Consider the following 23,535-nt stretch of genomic DNA (forward strand, 5'->3'; position numbering starts at 1 on the left):
ACAAAGTACAGGGGGCAAGAGGAGCACGAACCGTTTCTTTATGCAACTTTTATAGACCGACGGTCGGTCTAATGCTATGTCTGCCACCGCTCCGACGTTCGCATTCGATGGTGGAAGGAGAGCTTCTTGCGACGGATACGCTGGACTGTCGGCATCGTTCTTGTCGCGGCGACTGCTGCTTTCGGCGCTTGGTATGTGTGGCAGCCGGCCAAGGTTTCAATCGTGACGCCACAACGCGGCGACGCGGCGGAGATCGTTTACGCGAGTGGCTCAGTCGAGCCGCGAACCTGGGCCAAGGTGACTCCCGTTGTCCGCGAGAGGATCGTCGAGCAGTGTAATTGCGAGGGGTCGAGGGTTGCACAAGGCGATGTGCTCGCCAAGCTCGACGACAGCGAGGCCCGGGCCGTGCTTGGCGAGATCGAAGCGCGTCAAGCACTTGCCCAGGAAGAGCTCCGGAGGCTGACCGTGCTTGCCGAAAGGCGTGCGGCAAGCCAGCAGGCGCTCGATCGCGCGCAAAGCGAGCTTGGCCAGATCGAAGCGCTGGTTGCCGGACAGAAAGCGCGGCTCGACACCTACGTCTTACGAGCGCCGAGCGCCGGTATCGTGCTCAGGCAGGACGGCGAGGTCGGTGAGATCGCCGAACTCGGCGCCGTGTTGTTCTGGGTCGGCGAGCCGAAGCCGCTCCTGGTGGTCGCCGAGGTCAACGAGGAGGACATTCCACGGGTCGAGATCGGCCAGCGCGCGCTGCTTAAATCCGATGCGTTCCCTCGGCAGAATCTGGAAGCGGTGGTCGACAGCATCACGCCCAAGGGCGATCCGGTGACGAAGACCTATCGCGTCCGCTTCCGCCTGCCGGACAATACGGCGCTTCGTATAGGCATGTCGACCGACGTGAACATCGTCATCCGCGTTTCGAAAAATGCGCTGTTGATCCCGTCGGTTGCGGTGGATGGGAACAAGGTGTTCGTAGTCGAAGGCGACAAGGCCTGGCGGCGTGAAATCCGAACGGGCATTCGCGGCACCAATGGCGTCGAAGTTATCTCTAGTGTCGATGAGAAGGCTCGCGTCATCTCGCCCTATCCCGCTGACCTCGGCGACGGTGCGCGCGTGAACATCGCCGCCGCGCAGGAGAGATAGGCAACGATGGCGCTGATCGTCGACATTGCCGTAACGCATATCGCCGGCCGCGGCCGCCAGACGCTGGTCGCCATAGTCGGCGTCGCGGTGGGTGTCGGCTTCTCAATTGCGATGGCGGCGCTGATGCAGGGCGGGCAGGACGATTTCGTCAGGCAGCTCGTCGACACGATGCCGCATGTCGACATCACCGACGAGCAGCGCACCGCCCGCCGGCAGCCGGCCGAGGACTACTTCGAGACCGCCGCCATCTCGGGGCTCCGGCCACGCGACGATCGGCGCGGCATCATCAACCCGACCGCCGCGACCTCCTGGCTGGAGAGCTGGATTCCCGGCCGGTTCGCAGCAAGCCTAAAGACGCAGGGCGTGATCCGCTATTCCAGCCGCGAAGTGGGCGCAGCTATCATCGGGGTCGATCCGCAGCGCGAGACCGGCGTTTCACCGATCGTCGGAGAGTTCGTCGAAGGCAGCTTTTCGGCACTTGCCGCGGGCGGCAACAACGTGCTCATCGGCGACACGATGGCGAACCGGCTCGGCGCCGGGTTCGGCGACACGATAACGGCGGTTTCCTCCGAAGGGCTGACGCGCAATTTCAAGATCGCCGGACTTTTTCCACACCGGCACTACCGCGCGCGACGAAGGCGAAGCTTATGTGCTTTTGAAGAACGCGCAAATCCTCTCCGCGCGTCCGAATGCCATCAACGAGATCCGCATCAAGCTCGACGACCCCAACCGCGCTGCGGCGGTGGCGCATCGAGCCGAGGCCGAACTGGGCTACAAGGCCGTGGCGTGGCAGGAGGCGAATGAATCGATCCTTGAAGCGCTCGTCGTGCGCAACGTCATCATGTACACCGTCGTCGGCGCGATCATGCTGGTTGCTGGCTTCGGCATCTACAACATCATCTCCACCATCACGCACGAGAAGGCGCGCGACATCGCCATCATGAAGTCGCTTGGCTTCCCGGAGTCCGACATGCGCCGGCTCTTTTTGCTGGAAGGCGTGGCGATCGGCGCTGCCGGCTCTGTGCTCGGCGGGGTGCTTGGCTTCTCCATGACCTATGCACTGTCGCTGGTGCGTTTCGAGATCGCCGCGACTGGCCAGGAGATGACCCGGCTGCCGATAGCCTGGAGCCTGACCCACTATATCATCGCCTCGGCCTTCGCACTGGGCTCGGCGGCGGTGGCTGGCTACCTGCCGGCGCGCCGTGCAGCGCGCCTGAATCCGGTCGACATAATAAGAGGCGCGACATGAGCGCACTCATCGAGACCGAGAGACTGACCCGCATCTTGCCAGAGACGGTCCCCGTTACGCTGGTCAAGGACATCACGCTCACGATCAACGACAACGAATTCGTCGCCGTCACCGGTCCCTCCGGCTCCGGCAAGTCCTCGCTGCTCTATCTGCTTGGGCTGCTCGACCGGCCGACAGGCGGGACCTTGAGGATAGGCGGACGCGATAGCGAGCCTATGAATGAAAGGGAGCGGGCGCAGACACGGCTTTCGACGCTGGGCTTCGTCTTCCAGTTTCATTTCCTTCTGCCGGAATTCACGGCGCGCGAAAATGTAGAAATTCCAATGCGCAAGCTTGGTCGGCTGGCCCGACCCGTGATGCGCGAACGGGCTGGCGAGTTGCTGTCATCGCTGGGGCTCGGCGAACATCTCGAAAAGCGGCCGGACCAGCTTTCGGGAGGCCAGCGTCAGCGCGTCGCGGTGGCACGCTCGCTCGCCAACGACCCGCCGCTTATCCTGGCAGACGAGCCGACGGGGAGCCTCGACAGCAAGAGCTCGGAGCAGGTGTTCACAATCCTGCAGAATTTGGTGCGCGAACGCGGCAAGACGGTCGTGGCAGTCACGCATGACCTCGACATGGCCGCACGCATGGATCGCCGCATTCACATGGTGGACGGGAAGATCAGCTGAACCGGGCCACGGCGCGATCAGGCCACCGCCGACGTCTCGAAACTGGCCTCGAGCCAGGCTATTGCGCCGGTCACGTCGTCGAGGGCATAGTTTGCGGCCGTCGGTCCGTTCGGCTTCACGCGGATGGAGATGCCGCCAATTTCATTGATCGCCTCGAAACCGTGTTCGTCCGACGTATCGTCTCCGAGGAATATCGGCCGCCGGCCGACAAAGGGCGGAATGTCCATGAAACGCCGGATGGCAGCACCTTTGACGGCTTCCAAAGGCATGAGCTCGACGCCGGCGTTTCCCGGAAGCACCCGATAACCCTTCGGAAGCCGGGCCAATGCCTGTTCGACGAGCTGGATTGCGGGTGCAAGCAGTTGCGGTGCTGCTCTTGTATGAACGGCAAGGACCGGCCCCTTGCGCTCGACATAGACCTTGCCGCTGCCCAATTCGGCCTCGATCTCGTCCGCAAGGGCGGCGATGTCGGCCGGCGCGTCGGCGGCATCGATCGGACCGCTCGGCGTCAGCCGGTGCTCCAGCCCATACAGTCCGGCGATCCGCAGCTTCAGCGGATGGAACAGCTTGTCCACGGCGGGAATCGACCGGCCGGTGATGAAGGCGACCGCACCATCCAGCCGCCGCTCGATGCGTTCGAGCAGATTGCGCAATTCCTCGCCGACGAACACCGCGTCGGGATGGGCAGCGTGTTCCAGCAGGGTTCCGTCGATGTCGAGGAAGAGCGCCCATTGCCCTTCCGACAGGTTCAACGCCGGCGGTTGTTCAAAGCTTTTCACGACGCTGCCTTCCGAGCCCGCTCGAACATCGAGATGACGTTGTTGGTGTTCGATGGCGGGCGCTCGCCGGTTCCGGTCACCCTGTCGAGATCGCCGCGTTTGCGCAGGCGCGCGGCGTCCAGCAGCATACTGCCGGCCCAGCGGTAGACATTGTTGTCGCGGACCATCTCGCGCATCGGCCGCAAACGTTCGCGCTGCTCTTCCGGCGTCATCGTCAGCGCCTGCAACAGCGCCTCGCTCATCATGGCCGCATCGTAGGGGTTGACGATCAGCGCTTCCAGCAGTTCGCGCGAGGCACCGGCGAAGGTGCTGAGCAAAAGCACGCCCTGTTCGTCGTCGCGCGCTGCGACGAATTCCTTGGCGACAAGGTTCATGCCGTCATGCAGACTGGTGACCATACAGATGTCGGCGGCGCGATAGACCTCGTAGACCTGCTCCTGCCGATGATGTTCGGCGACCATCAGGATAGGGCTGTATGTCTCGCTGCCATAGCGCCGGTTGAGCTCCTCGGCACAGCGGCGGCATTCGTCGTGGAGTTGCTGGTAGGCGGGCAATGTCCCCCGGCTCGGCGCGGCGATCTGCAGGAAAACCACCTTGCCTATCCATTCGGGATATCTCGTGAACAATTCGTCCAAGGCATGGAAGCGATCGAGAATGCCTTTCGTGTAGTCGAGGCGCTCGACGCCAACGCATAGTTTGGTATCCGCAGACAGGCCGAATCTGTCGCGCACGCTGGCGCGGCACTCCTCCACAGACGGCAGTTTTGCCAGCAATTGGGCCGGCCATTCTATGGAAATGGGATAGGCGTGGACCAATGTGGTTTGCCCACCATAGGAGATTGCCGCGTCTGCCCGTTCGATCCGGCTCTCCAGAAAGCGGTCGACACTTTCGGTGAAGTTGTTGGCATGGAATTGGGTATGAAAGCCGATGATCGAACTGCCGAGCAGTCCTTCCAGGATCCGCTCACGCCACGGACAGATGCTGAACACTTCCGAATTGGGCCAAGGGATGTGCCAGAAGGTGATGACTATCGCGTCCGGCAGGCGCTGGCGAATCATGCGTGGCAGCAGCGCAAAATGGTAGTCCTGCACCAGCACGATCGGCCGTTCGTTGCGGGCTTCGGCAACCACCGTATCGGCGAATTTGCGGTTGACGGCCTCGTAGGCGTCCCAGTCCGAGGCGCGAAACACGGGGCGGGTGAAGGCGATATGGCAAAGCGGCCATAGGCCCTCATTAGCGAAGCCCAGATAATAGCCCTGATATTCCTCCTCCGTCAGCCAGACCCTGCGCAGCGTATAGGACGGATTGCCTGGCGGCACCTGCACCCGGTCGTCCTTGTCGACGGTGAGGCGGTCTGCCGTGCCGCCGCCAAAGGCGATCCAGGTGCCGGCACAGGCGCGGGTGATGGGCTCGAGTGCCGAAACCAGCCCGCTGGCCGGCACCAAAAGTTGGACCCCGTCATCCTTGATGTTGTGGATGTAGGGTTCGCGGTTGGACACCACGATGACCTGTGCGTCCGGCAGGTCGTCGGCCAGGATCTTGCGCAAAGTGTCGGGCGACCATGTGACCAGTGCCGCATCGGCCGATTGGCCGTTCTTTTCGAACTCGCGCAGCACCTTGCGTGCCGCTTCCGACGCGACATCCTCGCTCGGCGTGTATGCGGCCGCCGTTGCGCGGCCGCGACGCTGGCGGGATATCGACAGGAGAATGGCAAAAGCGGAAAAGCCAAAACTTGCAATCAGCAAAACCCAGAGCAGGTTTACAGTATAATCTGACATGGAATGTGATCTCGCCTCCGGCCGGCCGATAGCCGTTTTTTTATTTGTTTTCTGGTTCGCCGCCGTATAACAACTGCAGCGTTCCCGCGCCGCCCATTTTTGCAACGCACAAAGAGGCTATCGGTTCCGGACGATTGCAATGCCGCGCGTCATTTTCGACGCGCCGCAGTGCGGCGGCATCAAGTGCGCACGATGAGCGGCACCATCCCCTCATACCGATCGGCGAGAAAGGCGACGACCCGGTCGCCGACACGCTGGAATGTGAGGTCGACCACTGTCGAGCCGACACCTAGATGCCGCAATGTCAGCGTGTCGATGCCGATCGGCAGCCTTGGGCGGGTGACCCGGATTTCGCTGTTCCAGCCGTCGATTTCGAGCCCAAGGCAGGCCTGCATCAGCATGAAGGCCGATCCCGCCGACCAGGCCTGCGGCAGGCACGCGACGGGATAGGCGATGGGCGCTTCGCCCGGCGACCGGGTAAAGCCGCAGAACAGTTCCGGCAGCCGCATGTTGAAATGGACAGCCGATTCGAACGTGCCGCTCATCAGCCTGACTACGCTGTCGCGCACGCCATAACGTGCCAGGCCGGCACCGCACATGGCGGTGTCGTGCGGCCAGATCGAACCATTGTGGTAGGACATCGGATTGAAGAATATCGCATCGTCGGCCAGCGTCCTCACTCCCCAACCAGAGTGGAACGACGCAGAGAGCAGCTGATCGGCGACCATCTGCGCCCGTTCCGGCTCGGGCAGCCCGACAAAGAGAAGATGGCCGGCATTCGACGTCCGTACCTTGCAGAGCTCGCCTGCACCATCGATCGCCAGTGCATAGAAATTGAGATCGTCCATCCAGAAATGGCGTTCCACCGCGGCGCGCATGGTTTCGGCGCGTTCCTCCCAATGATCGGCCTTGTCGTCCTCGCCGCGGCGGCGGGCGAGCGCCGCCAGCCCACGGAACGCGGCAAAGACGTAGCCTTGCACCTCGACCAGGGCGATCGGCCCCTTGGGCATGCGGCCATCGGCATGGAAGACGGAATCGAAACTGTCCTTCCAGCCCTGGTTGGCAAGGCCGGTCTCGGCGCCGCGCTGGTAGGTAACGAAGCCGGTCGCGCGGCTTGTCTCCTCCGTCCATTCGGCCGCTGCACAGAGCGATGGCCACAGGCTGTCGACGAACGCCATGTCGCCGGTACGATCCGCATAGGCGCAAGCGAGATGAATGTAGAGCGGCGTGGTATCGACGCCGCCGTAATAGCGGCCGAACGGGAGCTCCCGCAGTGCCGCCATCTCGCCCTTGCGGGTCTCGTGCATGATCTTGCCCGGCTGCGAATCGCTGAACGGCGACGTTTCGGTCGCCTGATGCTGGGCGAGAAAGGCGAGTACGCCGCGCGCCAGCCCAGGATTCAACCACAGCATCTGCAGTGCGGAAATCACCCCGTCACGGCCAAATGCCGTCGAGAACCAGGGTATGCCGGCATAGGGGTAAGGTCCGGTTGAAAGCTCGGTGGTCAGCAACGCCACGTCCGCGCGCGCGCGTTCGATCCAGTCGTTGAAGACGCGGCCGGAGCTGTGCACCGTCGCGCCGTGGCGGCGTTTGGCGCGCATGCCGAAGCGAGCGCGGGCGGCAGCAGCCCGAAAACGGTCGCGGTCGGGTGTCTCCGCCACTTCCGGGCCGACCTCGATATAGAGGACCTCGCTGCTGCGCTTCGTCACCGCAACCAGGAAATCCGCGCGGCTGGCGGTCAAATTGTCCGGCGCCTGCGAGAACGAGATCGCCGACAGGCGCACGAGCTGGTCCAGCCCGTCATATCGAAGCACCACGGATGTCGGACTGGTCTCGGCGGCGTGGGCTATTCCGCGCTTGAGCCGGGTCGAACCGCGCACCTCGAACATGTCGCGGAAATCTGCTGCGAAATGCAAGGAAACCCGAATGGCCGACGATTCCTGGCTGTAGTTGGAAAGGGTGATGCGCTCGAACAGCCGGTCCTGCCAAAGCAGCCTGACGCGTTCTATGTGGATCGCGCCCTGCGGAATGTCGCGACCACCGACACTCTGGATCGGCAGATTGGTCAGGTTCGAGGTGAAAAGCACATTGTCCTGGCTGAGCGAGGCGCCGAGCAACGACATTTGCCGGCCACCGACCGTCAGCCGGAATTCCGAAAGCACACGCGTGTCGTCTCGGAAAAAGCCATCGCCGGCGCCGCGGATGTCGCCATAGGCGTCGGCCACCGCGAAGCAGTCGGCTTGCTTGAGGGCGAACAGCCGGTGCGGCTCCCGGGGCGCAACCTCGTCGAGGGAGGCAAGGGCTACGGCGGGATCAAGCTTACGCTCGTCGAGTTGATTCATACGTCACAAGCTCTGTCGTTTCGTTCCAACGTCCACAATGACGCCGATCAGGACGCTCTCGCTTCACCGGGAGTACCGATCAGGCGCGCATAGGCAGCCACATAGTCGTGGGCCATTCTCGTGGCAGAAAAACGGTTTTCGAACACGGCTCTCACCTGTCGCCTGTCGAGGCGCAGCAATTCCGGTATCGAGGTGACTGCGGCATCGACCGTATCGACAAGGAAACCGGTCACGCCGTAGTCGATGATCTCCGGCAGGGCACCGCATTTCCAGGCGATTACCGGCGTGCCACAGGCCATAGCCTCTATCGCGGCAAGACCGAACGGCTCCGGCCAATCGATCGGAAACAGCAGGCCGGCCGCCTTGCCGAGGAATTCCGCTTTTCTGTCCTCTTCGATCTCGCCGATATAGTCGACACGGTCGCCGTCGATCAGCGGCTCGACCGTGTCGTGGAAAAAAGGGCGGTCGTCGTCGCCGATCTTTGCTGCAAGCTTCAGTTTCAGCCCGGAGCGCAAGGCGATCTCAATGGCACGCTCCGGGCGCTTGTCGCGCGACAGCCGGCCGAGAAAGGCCAGATACGGCTCGTCCGCATTCGTCTCGAAAGTCGGCTCGTACATATTGATCGGCAGCCCGTGATGGATGGTCGCCAGCCAATTGGCCCTGGGTAGCCCGGTTCTCTGGCTGCGGGAAATGGAGATCATCGGAAAGCGCGGAAAATGTTCGTAGGCCGGGGCTAGGTCGACATAGTCGAGCCTGCCATGCGGTGTCGTCACCGTCCGGTCGGGCATGTGTTCGAAGAAAGGAAAATGCAGGAAGTGGCTGAGATGGAAATGGATGATGTCGAACTGTTGCGCACGGCTCCTCACCTCGGCGAGCATCGAGAGATGCGCCGCGGTTTCGGATTTGTGCGGGCGCGGATCGAGACGGAGCGCGCGCTCGCGACACGCCACCAATTTCGCCGACGTCTTGGTATCGCCACTGGCGAACAGGGTCACGTCATGGCCAAGCTCGACCAATCCTTCGGTCAGATAGGAGACGATGCGCTCCGTCCCTCCATAGAACCGGGGTGGCACGGATTCATGGAGCGGCGCCACATGGGCTATTCTCATGTTTTGGCATTTCCCTCAAAAAGACTGCTCGTGGCATCGAAATGCATCAGCCGCGCTAACGTTCCCGTACAATGGCAAGATGTCACCCAATTGGGGCAAGATGTCACCCAATTGGAGCTGCCGGGCGCGTCCACCGCTGCTCGTCTCGTGCAGCCAACATTTTTCAGGCCAAGCCCTCTTTTGCCGGGAACCAAAGTCGGGTTCGCGAGTTTAGTGGGGTTCGATCGCACGCATCCGGTCGACGGGGAGGAAATGATGGACCGCTTGCAATTCTTTTCGCCCGTGCGGGTTTTGCGCGGACAGGGACAGCCTGTGGAGGAGATCGACAGCGTTGCCGAAGCAATGGCATTCTTGCGAAAATGGCCGGCGGGGCGGCGCGGGCCGGTTTACCAGTGCGCCGTGAATTGCTGCGCTGCGGCCATGGCCGGCCGGATGTCGGCCGAGGAAGCGAGAAAGGCTTTTGCCGGCTTCGCCCGGATCACCCGCCTGCTCGAGGGCGATCGGCCATTGCCGATGAGCGGCGAGGATCGGCATCGCGATCACGCCTTGAGGCGATAGCGCCGACTGCCGCAGATGGTCCGAGCAAGGGTGGCATTCAGCCGGAGCGCCCGATCGGCGACCGACGAGCAGCGCCGGCAAGGTGTCGTAGAGCGCTGCCCAGTAGGGGGCGTAAAACTCACGCCGGTATTCCGGCACTATCCAGTAGACTGCGGCAATGGTCGTGAGCGTAACGATGAAGCCGATGAGCTTGCGCACGACACGCTCGACTTCAAGCGCTCGCATCGGCTTCGCCTGCAATCCCGTTGAACGCCTTCGAAACGTCTGGAAATAAGCCGTGTCGACCGCGATCATTGCTGCAGTAGTAGCTGCAATGACAGTCATGGCCTGCAAATGCACAGGCCAGCTTCTGTCGGCGAGCATCGCGACGGTGAGCGCAAGACCAAGCAATCCTGCAAGGCCGGTGAGGGGCGCGGTCGCCGATTTCGGTCGGAGCGTCATACTACTACTCCCGTTGTCGTGAGGATCGATCGTCGTTGCCGGCCGCGTGGTCGCCGCCACGGTTCAACTCGAGTGGCGCCGCCACCGGAGCCGCTTGAGCAGCCGCTACACTCCGCCGCTGCCGTTAGACCCGCCGCTGCTTGTTCCGTCGTTGCCGCCACTGGATCCGCTGCTGCCGCTCGAACCGCTGCTGCCGCTCGAACTGGTAGTACCGCTTGAGCCGCTGGCGCCGCTCGATCCGCTCTGCTGCTTGAGCCGCCGATGGGCCCCTTGTTGACATTGTGCGGGGAGGGATGATTGTTAGCGCCCTCGCTTACATTTTCGCAGGTGCATTTGCGCTGATATTTGGCGCCGAAGGCACTGCCTTCATTGCTCGCCTTCTGGCAGACCAACCCATGGCAAATCAACGTCGCTTCGGTTGTCTCGGGGGTAAGGCCCGTGATGACTAGTGCGGTTGTCGTGGCCGCCATGGCCGTGATCGTGAACCGGAGTAAATTCCGAAAATTTTGCATAGATACCTCGCTTTCTGACGCCTCGCTTCTCGGGCTCGCGCCCAAGCTTCCTCGTTGTCGAGTGGATGTTTGCGACAAGGCCGCATACGGATCGCTTACGCCTCAGCGGTCGGGGCTCAGGGGCGGCATAAAAAGTTGGACGAAACGCAGACAATGGTGCCGCATTGCGGTATTTCGACCGGAAAAGGCCAAAGATGCACTTTTGGGGGAATGGATAATGTCGAAACGGCTTAGACTGGTGCTGGGAACGGCCGGCGCAATTGCCGTCGCCATTGTCTGGGGGATCGTCGCCACGTCGATGGGGGTGCCATCGATTCTGATCACTGTAGGAGCGGTCGCGATCGGCGCGGGCATCTACAGCTATGTCGATCGAAGCCGAAGCTGATCCGGTTATCAGGCTACGGGCATAGCGCAAAAATCCCACGGTCGCAGACTGTCTGCGGCAATGCTCAGTGTACGAAAATTACCAACGACAGCGTTCTGTGGAACGAGTGGCCTGCCGAAGCTATTGTGGTGGCGGTCCGAGACACCCCCGCCTCGGGTCATTGGCTCACCCAGCCGAGTGGTCCGCTGCTACCCGATGGCAGCGGACCTTCATCCGGAGGACAGACCCGGAAGACGGACATTGTGCCGAATCGAGGGAGAACGATGGTCGTTGACGAGATTGCCGCGCGGCGCCTGAAAATTCTGCTCGAGCAGTACATGGAGACCAGCAAGAGGCGCCACGATGCGGTTTCCACCGCAGCGGCTGAGATCGCGATCAGGGCCGTCATGCCGAATTGCCCGGCCTCCGGAAAAGCCCTGGACGACATGATTGCGGCATGTGCGTTCGAACACGGGCTGGGGGTACTGTTCGATCGACCTGACGCATGAAGGCCTAAACGCCATGAATCCCAACGCCAAAATCGCACGGTGCTGTCGTGCACAAATCCGACGCTGTTCCTGAGACCGCTTGCGACTAGATAAACCAACCAACCGGAGCAGGCATGCCGAGATATTTTTTTCATTTCCGAAACAATGACGGCCGCTTGACGGAAGATTTCGAGGGGCAGGAGCTGGATGGCCTGTCTGCCGCCCAGGACAACGCCATGGCTTCGGCCAAGGAAATCCTGGCCGAGGGTCTGCTCAGCGGCAGCCCGGTCCTGACAGGTCTTTCCTTCGAAATCTGCGACGAGAACCGGAACCTGCTTTTCCGATTTCCATTCTCGGAAGCTGCCGAAAAGGCTGGCACTCGGCCGTGATTCGCCGAAGGCCCCGCGATGCGGGCGAGCTTTGATCGAGCCTGGCTGAAAAACCGCATGTCGCGGCAAGACGGTCGTTGGTGCAAATCAGCACCATAGGCAAATTAGTAGCATAGCTGCCGGCACAAAGCAAGAACAAATATGGGCTTGCCTTGCCTACGGGGCATTACTTATGTCCCTGCGTGTGCCGGCCCGGGCTATCGTGCGTTTCAGGAACTCGAGGGCAGGCACGGGTAGGGGGCACCAAGCGACGTTGCCATTTCCAACCAGTATGTCGATTTGTCGGGCCGGGTGTTCGTCAACTTACCGAAACGTCTTCGCAGGATGCTGTGATCAGGAGTTCCTTTCTCCCGCGGTTGCGTTTACAGGACGCTCAGGACAGTGTCGTTTGCGCGCCAGCAACTGGACCGAGTTAGGCCGGGCGCACAGTCCCCCTCCGTCAAGGTAACCAGTCCGGCGCCGTTTTTGGAGAACAATGATTTGTGGTGGTCAAATAAGCAAAAGAGATTCAAGGGAACGTGGGACGACCGACTGGACGGCCTATTCTCAGCAGAGGTCGACTACGCCGGGAAATCCATTCTCGATGTTGGCTGCAACATGGGTGTTGTCGCCTATGAGATATCCAAGCTAGGACCGAGTTCGATCCATGGGATCGACATTCTCAAGCCGCATATCGAGACGGCCAGGATGATCTTCCTGGGTTGTCCGGTCCAAAGCCGGTTCGATTGTCTCGATCTTGGCAGCCGGAAGCTGCAAAATGTTCTCCAACCGCAGTACGACATCGTCATGCTGCTGGCGGTCTACCATCACATGCAGTGGAGCCTCGGCGCGGACAAGGCGCGACGCGTGCTGTGCGATATCGCCGGGCGTGCTCAAACGATCGTTGCCCGCGTCCCTCCTGGCAAGGATAAGGAGATGATCGCGGTGCTTTCGGATGTGGGCTTTTCAATCAAAAGCAATCACACATCGCCTCTTGGAAGCCATCTCATGGTCCTCGCGAAACACTGACCAGGCATAGCGCGGCCGACGACGAATGGCGCAAGAGCCGCGTGGCTGGGGTCCGCTATGCTCGCATGCGAGGAACCGACGGTCATAGGCCGATGACGTGCAAGGATCCGGTTCGGCATTGACTGCGGTCGGGAACGAAGCCACAGACAGGTGATCGAAACCGTCTCGCGCTTCAAGATAACGCGAAGACCGGACGGGATCGCAACGGGCGGCGACGAGATGATTACAAAGAAACGAGTGTCAACGGCCCCAGCATATCCGCTGATCAAGCGTCTGATTGGCGAAAATCTGCCGCCGCACAAGATGCTGTATGTGACAGGTTTGCTGTGCTCGATCGCCGCTGCTGCGGCGACCGGCGCGGCGGCCTGGATCATGAAAGTCATGATCAACACCATCTATGTCGAGCGAGACGCCGCCGCTGTATCGGGTATCAGCGCCGTCATCATCGGCATTTTCTTGGTCAAGGGCATAGCTGCCTACTGCCAGACCATCACGACGGGAAAGATTCGCCGGGCTATCGTTTCGGACCTGCAAAACCGGCAATTTTCCCGAATGGTGTATTTCGACATCAGCCGTTTCGCGAACCAGCATCCGGCAAAATTCATCTCCAAAATCATGTTCAACGCGCGCGCCGGGGCGACCGTTATTCTCACCCTCACGAGCAGCGCCGTCTCTGATCTGCTGACCCTGATTGCCTTGGCCAGCGTCATGGTCAAGCAGGACCCGGTGATGTCGCTGATATCCGTGGCGGTTCTGCCGATGCTGTTCCTGTCAGTCGGCGCGATAACAAGGAAGCTCAAGGCGCTGGCGAGGGGCGAGACGGAATTGGCGGCACAAGTCCAGTCGATCGGCACGGAAGCCGTCGAAGGCATCCGCACCATCAAGTCCTTCCAGCTCGAGGACAAGGCCGTTGCCAGCTTTGCAAAGGCCGTCCGCAAGATGGAAAGACGTGGCATCCAGATCAACCGGACGTCAGCATTGATGAGCCCATTGATGGAGACCGGCGGCGGCGTGATCATCGGGCTTTTCGTTATGTACGCCAGCTGGCAGACCCTCGGCAACGGCAAGACGCCCGGCGAATTCATGGCCTTCATTACCGCGTTCCTGCTTGCCTATGAGCCTGCCAAGCGGTTGGCCCGGGTCAATGTCGACATCCAGAAGCAAATGGTCGCCGTCGAGCAGATGTATGATTTGATCGACACGCCCGAGCAACGGCGACTCGCGATTGCGGGCGAGCGTCTGACCGACGTCGATGGTGGTATCCGCTTTGAAGATGTGGCCTTTTCCTATGACGGCAACAGCCCCGCGCTCGAGGGTGTTTCCTTCGACGTGCGACCTCGTGAGAAGCTGGCGATCGTCGGCCGCTCCGGCGCCGGCAAGACCACCATCGTCAATCTGATCCTGCGCCTGATGGAGCCGGACAAGGGCAGGATCCTGATCGACGGAAAGGACATTTCGAAGATCAGCCTGGCCGACGTTCGCGATAACATCGCACTGGTATCCCAGGACGTCTTCCTGTTCGAAGGCTCGATCCGCGACAACATTCGCGACGGCCGCCCGAATGCCACGGATCAGGAAATCGAGTCTGCTGCGAACCTCGCCCGGGTCACCAGCTTTGCTTCGGCGCTCGAAAACGGGCTCGACACGCTTGTCGGGCCAAGCGGCACCAACCTGTCCGGCGGCCAGAAACAACGCGTTGCCATCGCGCGCGCCCTGCTCAAGAATGCTGCGGTAATCGTCTATGACGAAGCGACATCCGCGCTTGACGGTGAAAACGAACGGGCGGTTATGGAGGCAGCCTTCGACAACACATTTCAGCGCACGGTGATCTGCATTGCGCACAGGCTGTCTACAATCAAGGCGGCCGATCGTATTCTCGTGTTTGACGCCGGACAGCTCGTCGATGCTGGAACGCATGACCAGCTTGCCAAGCACAGCGAGATATATCGTTCGATATTCCACCTGGAGACGCCCGATCCGATGGTCGAAAGCGGCAAAAAGCTGCGGCAGAGCGTATTGCGCTGACGGCCGATGACCAGCTTTTATCACGGTTCCTATGTCCGGTATGTGATTGGTGGACTGGGCCTTCAGGTGCGCCGGTACAAAAAGGCGGTGCGCAGGTTGTTTTCCGGTCCCAAGCAGCCTCGTTCCATTCTTGAGCTGCAGGCCAAGGTTGAGGCCCTGATCGTGCGCAGGGACTGGAAAGGCCTTGAAGCAGGTACCAATGAGATGGCTGTCACGGCCGATCATAATCGCGACCCGGAGCTGATGCAGAAGGCGGGCCAGGCGTTCGAACGCCTTGGCAACTTTGCGCGGGCAGCTGAGCTTCGGCTTTCCGCTCGCCGGCTGCGGAAAGGGAAGAGCGCCAACGAGTGGACCGGCGAGAATCTCGGATCGGATACACTGCTGATCGATCTTGTGGAGGATGACCCGCGCAGCCTTGGCCGGGTTATCCGCCACGCGCGACTGGCCGGCGCTGCCGCTGCCTATGCCCAAAGCGCAACAATTCGGGTCGAGCCGCGCCTGGTATCAATTCTGCAGCGAACGTTCCCGAAGGCGACCGTGGTCCCGGCGCAGCGGGATGTGGTCGGCGACAAACACGCGACTTTCGAAGATCTCGCCTGGGTGTTCGGACGCGACGCCGAAAAGCTTGCTGCCGACTTCGTACCGCTGCGGGCAGATCCTGAACTCGTCGAGGCATTCCGCAAGCGCTATCGCTCGATGACGGATCTGCCGCTGGTCGGTCTCTCCTGGGGCAGCAAGTCCCACACCAAGGACGTGCCTGATTTTCCTGAATGGGCACGGTTCATCGCCCAGACACAAGCGACATTCGTTTCGCTCCAGTACGGACAGATCAAGCCGGCGTTGCGGCGCCTTCGCAACGGCAACGACGCGCGTCTGATCTTTGACGACAGCGTCGACCAAATGGTCGACATGGACCGTTTCGCCGCACAGGTCGCCGCACTCGATGCTGTCGTGACGATCAGCAATACGGCGGCCCATCTTGCCGGAGCCATTGGCGTGCCGACTGTTTTCCTCATCGACGATAATTTTCAGACGGCATGGCCGGTGACCGGCGACCGGACACCCTGGTATCCGAAGGGCATTGTCATTCGCAAGGAGGGACGCCCTTGGTCGCTGGTGCTCGACGAGGCCGGCCGGCGGCTCTCGTCGATCCTGACGACGCTTTCCGACGCTCCCCGAGGACGATAGAACATCGCCGTGCAGAACAGACGAACCATCCTTCAGAAGGCAAAAACCGCCGATCTGCGCCCGCAAGGCGCCGTCGGCAAGCGGCTGCAGAAGGTTCTCGAGCGGGCAAAGGAACTTCTTAGACGTCCCTCGCGCCACGCCGACGAAAGCGCCGAAAGGCATATGAGGCTGATGGAGGAAAGCGTGCAGCGTGGTGACTGGCAAACTGCTCGCGACCATGCACTGGCGCTTGGCGCGCTTGGTGAGCAGCTTGGCGATATCGGCCTGATCAAGAAAGCGGGGCGCGGACTGAGGCGTCTCGACGGAGGAAATCGCATCTGGCAGTTGATGGCGGCGAGCAAGCAGCGCGGCAGACCCGATTGGGACGGCAGTGATCTTGCGGGTCGCACGCTTCTCGTCGATCGTCGCGAAGGCGACCTGGCGATCTTTTTCCAGTTCGCGTCTTTGCTTGGTCCAGCAGCTGCGGCTGCCGGTCGATGCATCGTCTTCGTCGAGCCGCGACTGGCACCGCTTTATCGCAGAACATATCCTGCGCTCGATGTCAGGATTGAAGGGGAAGAGGACATGGCGGCGGTGGACGCCGATGTCGTTGCCGGTTTCGAGACGCTCGCAAAGCATTTCTGGCCGGACGACCCGGCGGCACGCGCGCCCTTCGTTCCGCTGGAGCCGGACCGCCGACTGGTTGCCGAGCTGCGCGGCACCTATCTCGATGGCGGCCCAGGTCCCCTGATCGGATTTGCTTGGGGAAGCCTCAACAAGAGCAAGGATCTGCCGGCCCTGGACGATTGGCGGACGCTGTTCAGCAGTCTGCCGGGGCGCCTCGTCAGCTTGCAATATGGCGATGTCGGGCCGGCCCTCTCCGAGTTCGAGCGCCACGCGCCGGGGCGCATCATCCATGACGCTTCCGTCGATCAGTTGACGGACATGGACCGCTTTGCCGCCCAAATTGCGGCGCTCGACGCGGTGGTGACGATCAGCAATACCGGCGCCAACCTGGCCGGAGCGCTCGGCGTGCCGACGATTGTCATGCTCGACGACGGGTTTCGACTGTCCTGGCCTGCCTTCGGCGAGACCGTCGCCGCATATCCGAGCGTTCGACTGGCCCGAAAAGGCGGCCGAGCCTGGGCGTCGGCAGTGCAGGAAGCAGGCGGACGGGTCATGCAAATCATCAGCGGAGCTGGCGATGGAAGGTAGCCTACTTCTCGGCCGGTTGCGCCGCGCTGTCGCGCTTGCAGGCTACAAATACAAGGTCTGGTTCCGACGTCACCGCCGACAGCTCTTCCTTCGCTGGCGCGACGGCGACATTGCCGATCAGATGGCGGATTATCGGCGAAGCGTCGAGTCCCGCGATTGGCCGGCGGCCCTGCCGAAAGCCATGGCTCTTGGATCCATTGCGAAGTCGAGGGGCGAGGTCCACCTGATCGACGAGCTCAGCAAGGCGCTGATGCGGATGGGCGCTTATGGCGCAGCCGCCGAACTCAGGATCGCCCGACGCCACATCGTCAACGGCCGCGTCGATGGCGAGTGGCTGGGCCAGGATATTTCTGGCCAGACACTGCTGATTGATCTGATGGAAACCGAAAAGCAGGGTCTGGCCACCGCGATCCATCATGCGAGTTCCGTCGGCTGTGCCCTGGCGCGCGCCGCCCGCTCGATCGTGCTGGTCGAGCGCCGCCTGGTACCGCTCTTTCAGCGCACTTTTCCGACCGCCGATGTGCGGCCGGTCGGCGCTGGCGGCAAGGCCGCCTATGCCGAGGCGCAGGCCTTCGCCGGCGTCCAGCATCTGACAGCCGTTTTCGAAACCGACGAGGCGACGATCCGCGAGCATTTCGTGCCCCTTAAGCCGGATCCGGCCCGGGTCGCTGAACTTCGCGCCCGCTACCGGAAGGAAGGACGGCCGTTGGTCGGTATCGCATGGGGCAGCTCCAATCCCGGCAAAGACCTGCCGCCGCTTGCCGCCTGGCGAAACCTGATCGGCCGACCGGACCTCCGGTTCGTCTCGCTGCAGTACGGCCAGATCGAGACCGATCTGAAGATCCTGACCGACGGTGAGCCGGAGCGCATTCTTCATGACAGATCGGTCGATCAGCTCGTCGACATGGATCTTTTCGCCGCGCAGGTTGCCGCGATGGACGCCGTGGTGACCATCAGCAATACCGGAGCGCATCTGGCCGGCGCGCTCGGCATCCCCTCGGTTTTCATTCTGGGCGACGGCTTCAAGCGCTCCTGGCCGGTCGAGGGCGACCGCACGCCCTACTATCCATCGGCCGTGCTGGTCTCGAAACGGGAACGCCCCTGGTCCGTGGTGATGGGCGAGGCCGAGTCCATTCTGGCGCCATGGCTCACAAAAGTGAGTGGCTAATGCATGTCGTCCAAAAGCGCGTCACTGAATACGCTTCGACGCGATGCGCATTAAGGAGTTCGGCCGACGGACCGCGGAATGGAGCGCCCGTGTCGAACAGTCGTCGCAACAGGCCAAAAAACATAAGGCATTCCGAACCGGGATATAGTAAAGGCCAATTCGCCCCGCAGAGGATCGCAATTCTTGCTGGCATTTCTGCCTTGTGTTCGAATTAGCCGTAGGCTTAGGCGCCCAGTAATGGGGTTGGTCTGGCCGGCAGCGGTTCGGGCGCCAGCTCTGATAATCTAAAGGAGGTCTCTCCATGTCCTTTCTAAACATGTCCTTTCTAAAATTTTTCCAGGCCAAAGCGCCGCCTCTTCCTCTTATCGTATCCTTTCCAAAATCGGGGCGCACGTGGCTACGTGTCATGCTGGACGATCTCGGAGTTGAAGTTCAATACATTCACGACGGAACCGACCACAAGTTACTTCGACCGATATCGGGCCTCAAGGAGAATAAATCTCGATACAAGAAGAGAAGAACAATAATGCTTGTTCGCGATCCAAGAGATACGGTGGTCTCAGGGTACTTTCAGGTTCAGAAGCGCCACATGCTTCCAGCGGGATCGTTCAGCGATTTTATCAGAAGCGACAATCATGGGATTGAAAAGATCATCAGATTTAATCTGCATTGGTTCGCGGCCATGCCCCGGATGCGCGAAATCCGGTATCTTCAATATGAAGATATGCATCGGGATACGGCTGGTGTCCTTCGCGCCATCCTTGGATTCCTGAACCAGCAGGCTGACGATCGGACGCTTGTCGAGGTGGCGAACAACCGAACGTTCGACAAGATGAAAGTGAGTGAATCGACCGGTGATCTGTCCGATCGATACGGCAAGATATTACAGCCGCGCGATGCGAATGATCCCGAAAGCTTCAAGGTGCGCAAGGGCAAGATAGGCGGTTACGGCGAATATCTTTCCGAGGACGACGTGGCCTATTGTGACGAGCAGTTGGCTAAGTTCGAATATTGGGAGAAGCTGGACAAGGTTTTTAGCACGAACGGCTTGTGCTACGCTCGCGTCGATAACCGCGTCCGGGTCGCCTTGGGTTAGGGAGCATTGCCGACATGGTGATGCGGACCGGATTCATTTGCGGCTGCGGCCATAGCGGGACGACGTTGATTGCGACGATCCTTGCGTCGCATCCCAACGTCTACCTGCCGCTCCAGGAAACCAACATTTTCTTCAAGTGGACGCCACTGGCCATGTTCCGCTTCTGGAAACTGAAGCGGGCGGCGCTCGATGCTGGAAAGAACGTGCTGCTTGAAAAGACACCGCGGCATATCCGCCGTGTCGCCCGCATTCGCCGGCTCGTGCCCGGCGCGCGTTTCGTCATGCCGGTGCGAGATGGGCGCGACGTCGTAGCGTCCCTGATCAAACGACTTGGCGACCCAACGGAGGCTCTCGACCGCTGGATCAACGACAATGCGCTGGTTCTTGCGGAACGGGGAAAGCCGGATGTGCTGATCTATCGCTATGAGGACCTGGTCGAGAATCCGGCCAAAGTCGTCGAGCAGATATGCGGCTTTCTCGATGTAACCTTCAGCCCGGATCTCCTCGACTATCACAAGAACCCGCAGCAGTGGTTCAAGCCGACCGACGCCAGCGGCGAGACGCCGCATGCGGTGCTCCGGAACCAACAGGTCAATCAGCCGATCTATGACGGGAGCGGAAGATGGCGCTCCGAACTTGGAAACGCCGAGCTACAGGACCTGGTCCAAGGACGAGGTGCCCAGCTTATGAAAGCATTCGGTTATGCATGATGTCGGTTCGGCATCTGCTTGAAATGCCGTCTACCAATCAATTTTGTCGATCAAACCCGTTTTGAACAGGCTGTGAGCTCCTTCGTACAGCATTGACTGTTCGCTCATCGCGCTGAGAGCGGCTTTACCGCTCGATACCTCATGATACTGGCGATATTTGGAAGCGCCGTTCCAATACTGACCTTCCGCCACCGCGACCTGCGCCTTGTCGTTGAAATCGGCGAAGAACTTGAAATGAAGCAGGCCAGCCAATCCCTTTATATAGTTTCGCCAGTAGGGCAGCGGTGAGTGAATCGACGTAAAAATCGTCTGGCGATCAACATATATCAGAGGAAACTTGGTCAACTTGTGCTGCCTGGCGAAAAGCCGGGTTCTCGGGCCGCCTGTGATCTTGAGATGCCGGGGGCTCCTCGTCACCTCATAGCCGCTGCCGTCGAAATGGTCCGCAACTTGCCATGGCGGCACGATGGGATCGAAGGGTACGTCCCAGATGTTTCCGCTCGGATACATGTCGATCATCGGCGCCAGCAGGCGTGTCATTCCGCGCCGCTTGAGCCAGTCGGCCATCGCACCGAGCGGATGCTGATCCATACCGTCATAGACAAGATATTCGTCCGCATCCACGGTCAGATACCAGCGAGGCTGACCATAGATCTGCACAATCCGCTGACGCCAAAGGTTTCCCAGGTCCGACTGCGAATAGGTGATCGGCGAGCTGAATAGATCGACATCTGGCTGCTCGGCCAGAAGCTCAGCTGTTCCGTCTGTCGAGCGGTCATCGAGGACGGCGAATCTGGTGACGCCGAGTTCGCGATAGTGCTTCAGGAACGGGCGTAGCCTGTCCGCCTCGTTGCGGATGACGAGGATCAAAGGCAGGTCATTCGCTTTAAGGGGCGTTATCGGCCGCAGCGATGACACTTCTGCCCGTCTTCCGAAGGTGTGTCTCAGCCGATATATGGCGGTGTCGGTAATCGTCCGGCGGACAATGGCGGGCCAGGTTGCTTTGCTCAAGCCATCGATTCCCCTCATGGCGGTCACCGCCCGGCTGGAGCTGGCGCTGATCCGCTGTTTGCAGTTAATTTCTACATGCAGCACCGTTAGGCAAATCGCAAGCAGTTGCGGACAATGGACACAGGCCTGTTCTGAGTTCCGGCGGGTGAGCTTTCCAAGTGTTGCCGATGCGAGCTGGCCTCTATAGACATCGTCAGATGGCAACAAGGCCGGAGCCCAGACCCCATGTACGCCGGCATTCGTGGCACCGAAATTCAATTCGACAGGCCGCTCCTGTTCGTGCGCCAGCGTTATGCGCCTTTCGGTGGCGGCGAGATCATGTTGGAAAACATCATGGCCGCATTCGCCGCGCGTCAGCGGCGGGTGGCCGTGCTGTCCGGCGACTGGCCGCGTTATGAAGGCATCGAGTTCATCCATTGTGCCGGCCGCCGGTTTCCGCGTTCGCTGCGGGCGACGTCCTTTGCTCAAGCTGCCTGCCGCAAGATCGCCGAGATGCCGCCGGCGCTGGTGCAGAGCAACGATCGCCTCCCGTGCTGCGATGTCTTCCGGGCCGGGGAGGGCGTTCATGCCGCCTATCTTGCCGAGCGGCGGCGTTTCGAGACGCGGCTTGGCAGGGCGGCAATGGCGCTGAGCCCCTTTCACCGCCAGACGCTGCGCCTTGAACGTGCAACCTACGCCAGCCCGAGGCTCAAAGCTGTCATTGCCATTTCGAAGATGGTGGCAGAGGACATTGTCCGTCACTACGATTATCCGGCGGAAAATGTGCACCATATTCCCAACGGGGTGGATCTCGACCGCTTCAACCCGCAGCTGCGCCAGCAGCATCGGGCGACAATCCGCGCGCGGCTCGACGTCGACGAAAACAGGCCGGTCGTCCTGTTTGTCGGCTCGGGCTTTGCGCGAAAAGGACTTCTTGCACTGATGAAGGCGGTCGCTAGGCTCGATGGCGAGCCTGAATTGTGGGTCATCGGCCATGATTCGCGCGCCAACGCCTTCAGGCAGGCCGGTGACAGGCTCGGTCTCGGCGCACGGCTCAAGATGCTGGGGCCGCAGAAAGACATGCTGCCGTGGTACGGCGCGGCCGATATTGCCGTGCTGCCTTCCATCTATGATCCTTTCGGCACAGTGGTCATCGAAGCGATGGCCAGCGGCTTGCCCGCCGTGGTAAGCACCGGCTGTGGAGCGCGCGAGCTTGTCGAGCGGTTCGAGCCGACGCTCGTTTGCGATGCGGCCAGCGAAAGCGACCTCGCTGCAGCGCTCGCGCACGCGCTGCAGTTGTCGTCACGACCTGAGACCGCAGCCCGGGTGAGAGCGGCGGCCGAACACTATGATTTCAATGTCATGATCAAGCGAATGATGGCGCTGTATGAAGGCCTTGATCTGAAATGATTTTCGACTTTGTTGAATTAGGTTAGTACCCTCAGTGTGCTAACGGGCCGGGAGCCGATGCTGCAGATGCATTCGAATGACAGTGGCAGCTTTGATGCCGGAGCATTCTGACCGTGCCGGCGCTCTCGGTCATTATCATCACCCGCAACGAGGAGGCATCCATCGCGCAATGCCTTCGGTCGGTCCATTTTGCCGATGAGATCGTCGTTCTCGACAACAACAGCAGCGACAGAACCAGGGAGATTGCCGGTGCTCTGGGAGCAAAGGTTCTGATGACCGTTGATTGGCCCGGTTTTGGTGCGCAAAAAAACCGTGCGCTGGCCGCGGCAACGGGGGATTGGATCCTCTCGCTGGATGCCGATGAGTGGGTGGAGGCGCCGCTCGGCGCGGAAATAAGGGCCGCAATCGCCGACCCAAAAGCCAATGACGGCTTCGAAATACCGAGAAGATCGCGCTTTTGCGGGCACATTGTCCGCCATAGCGGCTGGTCGCCCGATCTGGTGCTCAGGCTCTTCCGTCGCCGCTCCGGGCGGTTCAGCGACGACACCGTGCACGAGAAGGTATTGGTGAACGGGAAGGTCAGCCGATTGTCCCGGCCGATCGAGCACGATTCCATTACCGACTTGGCAGATGCCCACGACAAGATCGGCCGGTACGCAGAAGCGTCCGCCGCGCAACTGCTTGCCGAGGGCAAAAAAAGCTCGATAGGCAAGGCGGTTTTGCGCTCGGTCTGGGCCTATGTGCGCAGCTATATTTTCCGGCTGGGATTTCTGGACGGTTCCATTGGTGCGATGGTGGCCGCGTATTCGGCCAGCTACACCTATCAGAAATGGGCCCGTGTCGCATTGGGAATGCGAGGCCCAGTCCACCCAAAAAAGCAACGCTGAGGCCAGGACAAATCTGTGAGAAACCGGCTTGGTTGACCGCAATTG

At 60.9% G+C, this 23,535-nt stretch carries 20 protein-coding genes and 1 pseudogene; 16 read left to right on the forward strand and 5 right to left on the reverse strand.

Features of this window, described 5'->3' with window-relative positions:
* The first annotated feature begins 126 nt into the window (after positions 1 to 126).
* The 3 genes and pseudogenes from NKI25_RS18255 to NKI25_RS18265 all read left to right on the forward strand — a co-directional run bounded on the left by NKI25_RS18255 (position 127) and on the right by NKI25_RS18265 (position 3,054).
* The gene (locus NKI25_RS18255; protein WP_502897400.1) at positions 127 to 1,137 is read left to right on the forward strand and encodes an efflux RND transporter periplasmic adaptor subunit; all 1,011 of its coding nucleotides are present in this window, start codon (positions 127 to 129) and stop codon (positions 1,135 to 1,137) included.
* A 6-nt stretch (positions 1,138 to 1,143) separates the two neighbouring features.
* Positions 1,144 to 2,386, forward strand: a pseudogene (locus NKI25_RS18260) (ABC transporter permease).
* The gene (locus NKI25_RS18265) at positions 2,383 to 3,054 is read left to right on the forward strand and encodes an ABC transporter ATP-binding protein (RefSeq protein ID WP_352593657.1); all 672 of its coding nucleotides are present in this window, start codon (positions 2,383 to 2,385) and stop codon (positions 3,052 to 3,054) included. Before NKI25_RS18260 ends, NKI25_RS18265 begins: the two are co-directional and overlap by 4 nt.
* Positions 3,055 to 3,071: 17 nt before the next feature.
* Here NKI25_RS18265 and otsB read toward each other — a convergent pair whose 3' ends face one another.
* The 4 genes from otsB to NKI25_RS18285 all read right to left on the reverse strand — a co-directional run bounded on the left by otsB (position 3,072) and on the right by NKI25_RS18285 (position 9,062).
* The gene (gene otsB / locus NKI25_RS18270; protein WP_352593655.1) at positions 3,072 to 3,833 is read right to left on the reverse strand and encodes a trehalose-phosphatase; all 762 of its coding nucleotides are present in this window, start codon (positions 3,831 to 3,833) and stop codon (positions 3,072 to 3,074) included.
* A complete protein-coding gene (locus NKI25_RS18275; protein ID WP_352636744.1) occupies positions 3,830 to 5,611 on the reverse strand; it encodes an alpha,alpha-trehalose-phosphate synthase (UDP-forming) in 1,782 nt (593 codons plus the stop codon). Before NKI25_RS18275 ends, otsB begins: the two co-directional genes overlap by 4 nt.
* Positions 5,612 to 5,790: 179 nt before the next feature.
* The gene (locus NKI25_RS18280; RefSeq protein WP_023674970.1) at positions 5,791 to 7,953 is read right to left on the reverse strand and encodes an amylo-alpha-1,6-glucosidase; all 2,163 of its coding nucleotides are present in this window, start codon (positions 7,951 to 7,953) and stop codon (positions 5,791 to 5,793) included.
* Positions 7,954 to 8,000: 47 nt separating this feature from the next.
* Complete coding sequence (locus NKI25_RS18285; RefSeq protein ID WP_023674971.1) at positions 8,001 to 9,062, reverse strand: glycosyltransferase family 4 protein; 1,062 nt, start codon at positions 9,060 to 9,062, stop codon at positions 8,001 to 8,003.
* A 255-nt stretch (positions 9,063 to 9,317) separates the two neighbouring features.
* Between NKI25_RS18285 and NKI25_RS18290 the strand changes: the two genes are divergently transcribed.
* The 11 genes from NKI25_RS18290 to NKI25_RS18340 all read left to right on the forward strand — a co-directional run bounded on the left by NKI25_RS18290 (position 9,318) and on the right by NKI25_RS18340 (position 20,203).
* Positions 9,318 to 9,620, forward strand: a complete 303-nt coding sequence (locus NKI25_RS18290; RefSeq protein WP_084640966.1) for a DUF982 domain-containing protein — start codon at positions 9,318 to 9,320, stop codon at positions 9,618 to 9,620.
* Between the two features lie 1,170 nt (positions 9,621 to 10,790).
* A complete protein-coding gene (locus tag NKI25_RS18295; RefSeq protein WP_352593649.1) occupies positions 10,791 to 10,958 on the forward strand; it encodes a hypothetical protein in 168 nt (55 codons plus the stop codon).
* A 263-nt stretch (positions 10,959 to 11,221) separates the two neighbouring features.
* Positions 11,222 to 11,446: a hypothetical protein gene (locus tag NKI25_RS18300; protein ID WP_023674975.1), complete on the forward strand. Its 225-nt coding sequence runs from the start codon at positions 11,222 to 11,224 to the stop codon at positions 11,444 to 11,446.
* A 113-nt stretch (positions 11,447 to 11,559) separates the two neighbouring features.
* Positions 11,560 to 11,814 (forward strand): DUF6894 family protein, encoded by a 255-nt coding sequence (locus NKI25_RS18305; protein WP_023674976.1) that lies wholly within the window; start codon positions 11,560 to 11,562, stop codon positions 11,812 to 11,814.
* Between the two features lie 465 nt (positions 11,815 to 12,279).
* On the forward strand, positions 12,280 to 12,822 hold the full coding sequence (locus NKI25_RS18310; protein ID WP_352568671.1) for a class I SAM-dependent methyltransferase: 543 nt from the start codon (positions 12,280 to 12,282) through the stop codon (positions 12,820 to 12,822).
* Positions 12,823 to 13,059: 237 nt separating this feature from the next.
* Positions 13,060 to 14,847 carry an ABC transporter ATP-binding protein gene (locus tag NKI25_RS18315; protein WP_198023529.1) on the forward strand — a complete coding sequence of 596 codons (1,788 nt, stop codon included), beginning with the start codon at positions 13,060 to 13,062 and terminating at the stop codon, positions 14,845 to 14,847.
* A gap of 6 nt (positions 14,848 to 14,853) precedes the next feature.
* Positions 14,854 to 16,035, forward strand: coding sequence for a glycosyltransferase family 9 protein (locus NKI25_RS18320; RefSeq protein ID WP_023674979.1), 1,182 nt, complete (start codon positions 14,854 to 14,856; stop codon positions 16,033 to 16,035).
* A 9-nt stretch (positions 16,036 to 16,044) separates the two neighbouring features.
* Positions 16,045 to 17,229 (forward strand): glycosyltransferase family 9 protein, encoded by a 1,185-nt coding sequence (locus NKI25_RS18325; RefSeq protein ID WP_352593643.1) that lies wholly within the window; start codon positions 16,045 to 16,047, stop codon positions 17,227 to 17,229.
* Positions 17,219 to 18,397, forward strand: a complete 1,179-nt coding sequence (locus tag NKI25_RS18330) for a glycosyltransferase family 9 protein (protein WP_352621797.1) — start codon at positions 17,219 to 17,221, stop codon at positions 18,395 to 18,397. The genes NKI25_RS18325 and NKI25_RS18330 overlap by 11 nt, the downstream gene beginning before the upstream one ends.
* Positions 18,398 to 18,698: 301 nt before the next feature.
* Complete coding sequence (locus tag NKI25_RS18335) at positions 18,699 to 19,493, forward strand: sulfotransferase domain-containing protein (protein WP_084640957.1); 795 nt, start codon at positions 18,699 to 18,701, stop codon at positions 19,491 to 19,493.
* A gap of 14 nt (positions 19,494 to 19,507) precedes the next feature.
* Entirely contained in the window at positions 19,508 to 20,203 is a 696-nt protein-coding gene (locus NKI25_RS18340; RefSeq protein WP_023674983.1) for a sulfotransferase family protein, read from the forward strand.
* Positions 20,204 to 20,233: 30 nt separating this feature from the next.
* Here NKI25_RS18340 and NKI25_RS18345 read toward each other — a convergent pair whose 3' ends face one another.
* Positions 20,234 to 21,631, reverse strand: coding sequence for a glycosyltransferase family 2 protein (locus NKI25_RS18345; RefSeq protein WP_156937290.1), 1,398 nt, complete (start codon positions 21,629 to 21,631; stop codon positions 20,234 to 20,236).
* Here NKI25_RS18345 and NKI25_RS18350 point away from each other — a divergent pair.
* A complete protein-coding gene (locus NKI25_RS18350) occupies positions 21,548 to 22,603 on the forward strand; it encodes a glycosyltransferase family 4 protein (protein ID WP_210164203.1) in 1,056 nt (351 codons plus the stop codon). The two genes, NKI25_RS18345 and NKI25_RS18350, sit on opposite strands and share 84 nt — an antisense overlap.
* 113 nt (positions 22,604 to 22,716) lie before the next feature.
* Positions 22,717 to 23,490, forward strand: coding sequence for a glycosyltransferase family 2 protein (locus tag NKI25_RS18355; protein WP_023674986.1), 774 nt, complete (start codon positions 22,717 to 22,719; stop codon positions 23,488 to 23,490).
* Positions 23,491 to 23,535 lie beyond the last annotated feature (45 nt).

This window comes from Mesorhizobium sp. M0808 (assembly GCF_040320025.1).
In the GTDB taxonomy this organism is placed as follows: domain Bacteria; phylum Pseudomonadota; class Alphaproteobacteria; order Rhizobiales; family Rhizobiaceae; genus Mesorhizobium.

Coding starts and splice junctions, on each gene's coding strand:
- NKI25_RS18305 (WP_023674976.1), top strand. CDS start 11,560: ATGCCGAGATATTTTTTTCATTTCCGAAACAATGACGGCCGCTTGACG.
- NKI25_RS18345 (WP_156937290.1), bottom strand. CDS start 21,631: ATGGATGAACTCGATGCCTTCATAACGCGGCCAGTCGCCGGACAGCAC.
- NKI25_RS18335 (WP_084640957.1), top strand. CDS start 18,699: ATGTCCTTTCTAAACATGTCCTTTCTAAAATTTTTCCAGGCCAAAGCG.
- NKI25_RS18300 (WP_023674975.1), top strand. CDS start 11,222: ATGGTCGTTGACGAGATTGCCGCGCGGCGCCTGAAAATTCTGCTCGAG.
- NKI25_RS18340 (WP_023674983.1), top strand. CDS start 19,508: ATGGTGATGCGGACCGGATTCATTTGCGGCTGCGGCCATAGCGGGACG.
- NKI25_RS18275 (WP_352636744.1), bottom strand. CDS start 5,611: ATGTCAGATTATACTGTAAACCTGCTCTGGGTTTTGCTGATTGCAAGT.
- NKI25_RS18350 (WP_210164203.1), top strand. CDS start 21,548: ATGGCCGCATTCGCCGCGCGTCAGCGGCGGGTGGCCGTGCTGTCCGGC.
- NKI25_RS18290 (WP_084640966.1), top strand. CDS start 9,318: ATGGACCGCTTGCAATTCTTTTCGCCCGTGCGGGTTTTGCGCGGACAG.
- NKI25_RS18295 (WP_352593649.1), top strand. CDS start 10,791: ATGTCGAAACGGCTTAGACTGGTGCTGGGAACGGCCGGCGCAATTGCC.
- NKI25_RS18285 (WP_023674971.1), bottom strand. CDS start 9,062: ATGAGAATAGCCCATGTGGCGCCGCTCCATGAATCCGTGCCACCCCGG.
- NKI25_RS18330 (WP_352621797.1), top strand. CDS start 17,219: ATGGAAGGTAGCCTACTTCTCGGCCGGTTGCGCCGCGCTGTCGCGCTT.
- NKI25_RS18280 (WP_023674970.1), bottom strand. CDS start 7,953: ATGAATCAACTCGACGAGCGTAAGCTTGATCCCGCCGTAGCCCTTGCC.
- NKI25_RS18265 (WP_352593657.1), top strand. CDS start 2,383: ATGAGCGCACTCATCGAGACCGAGAGACTGACCCGCATCTTGCCAGAG.
- NKI25_RS18320 (WP_023674979.1), top strand. CDS start 14,854: ATGACCAGCTTTTATCACGGTTCCTATGTCCGGTATGTGATTGGTGGA.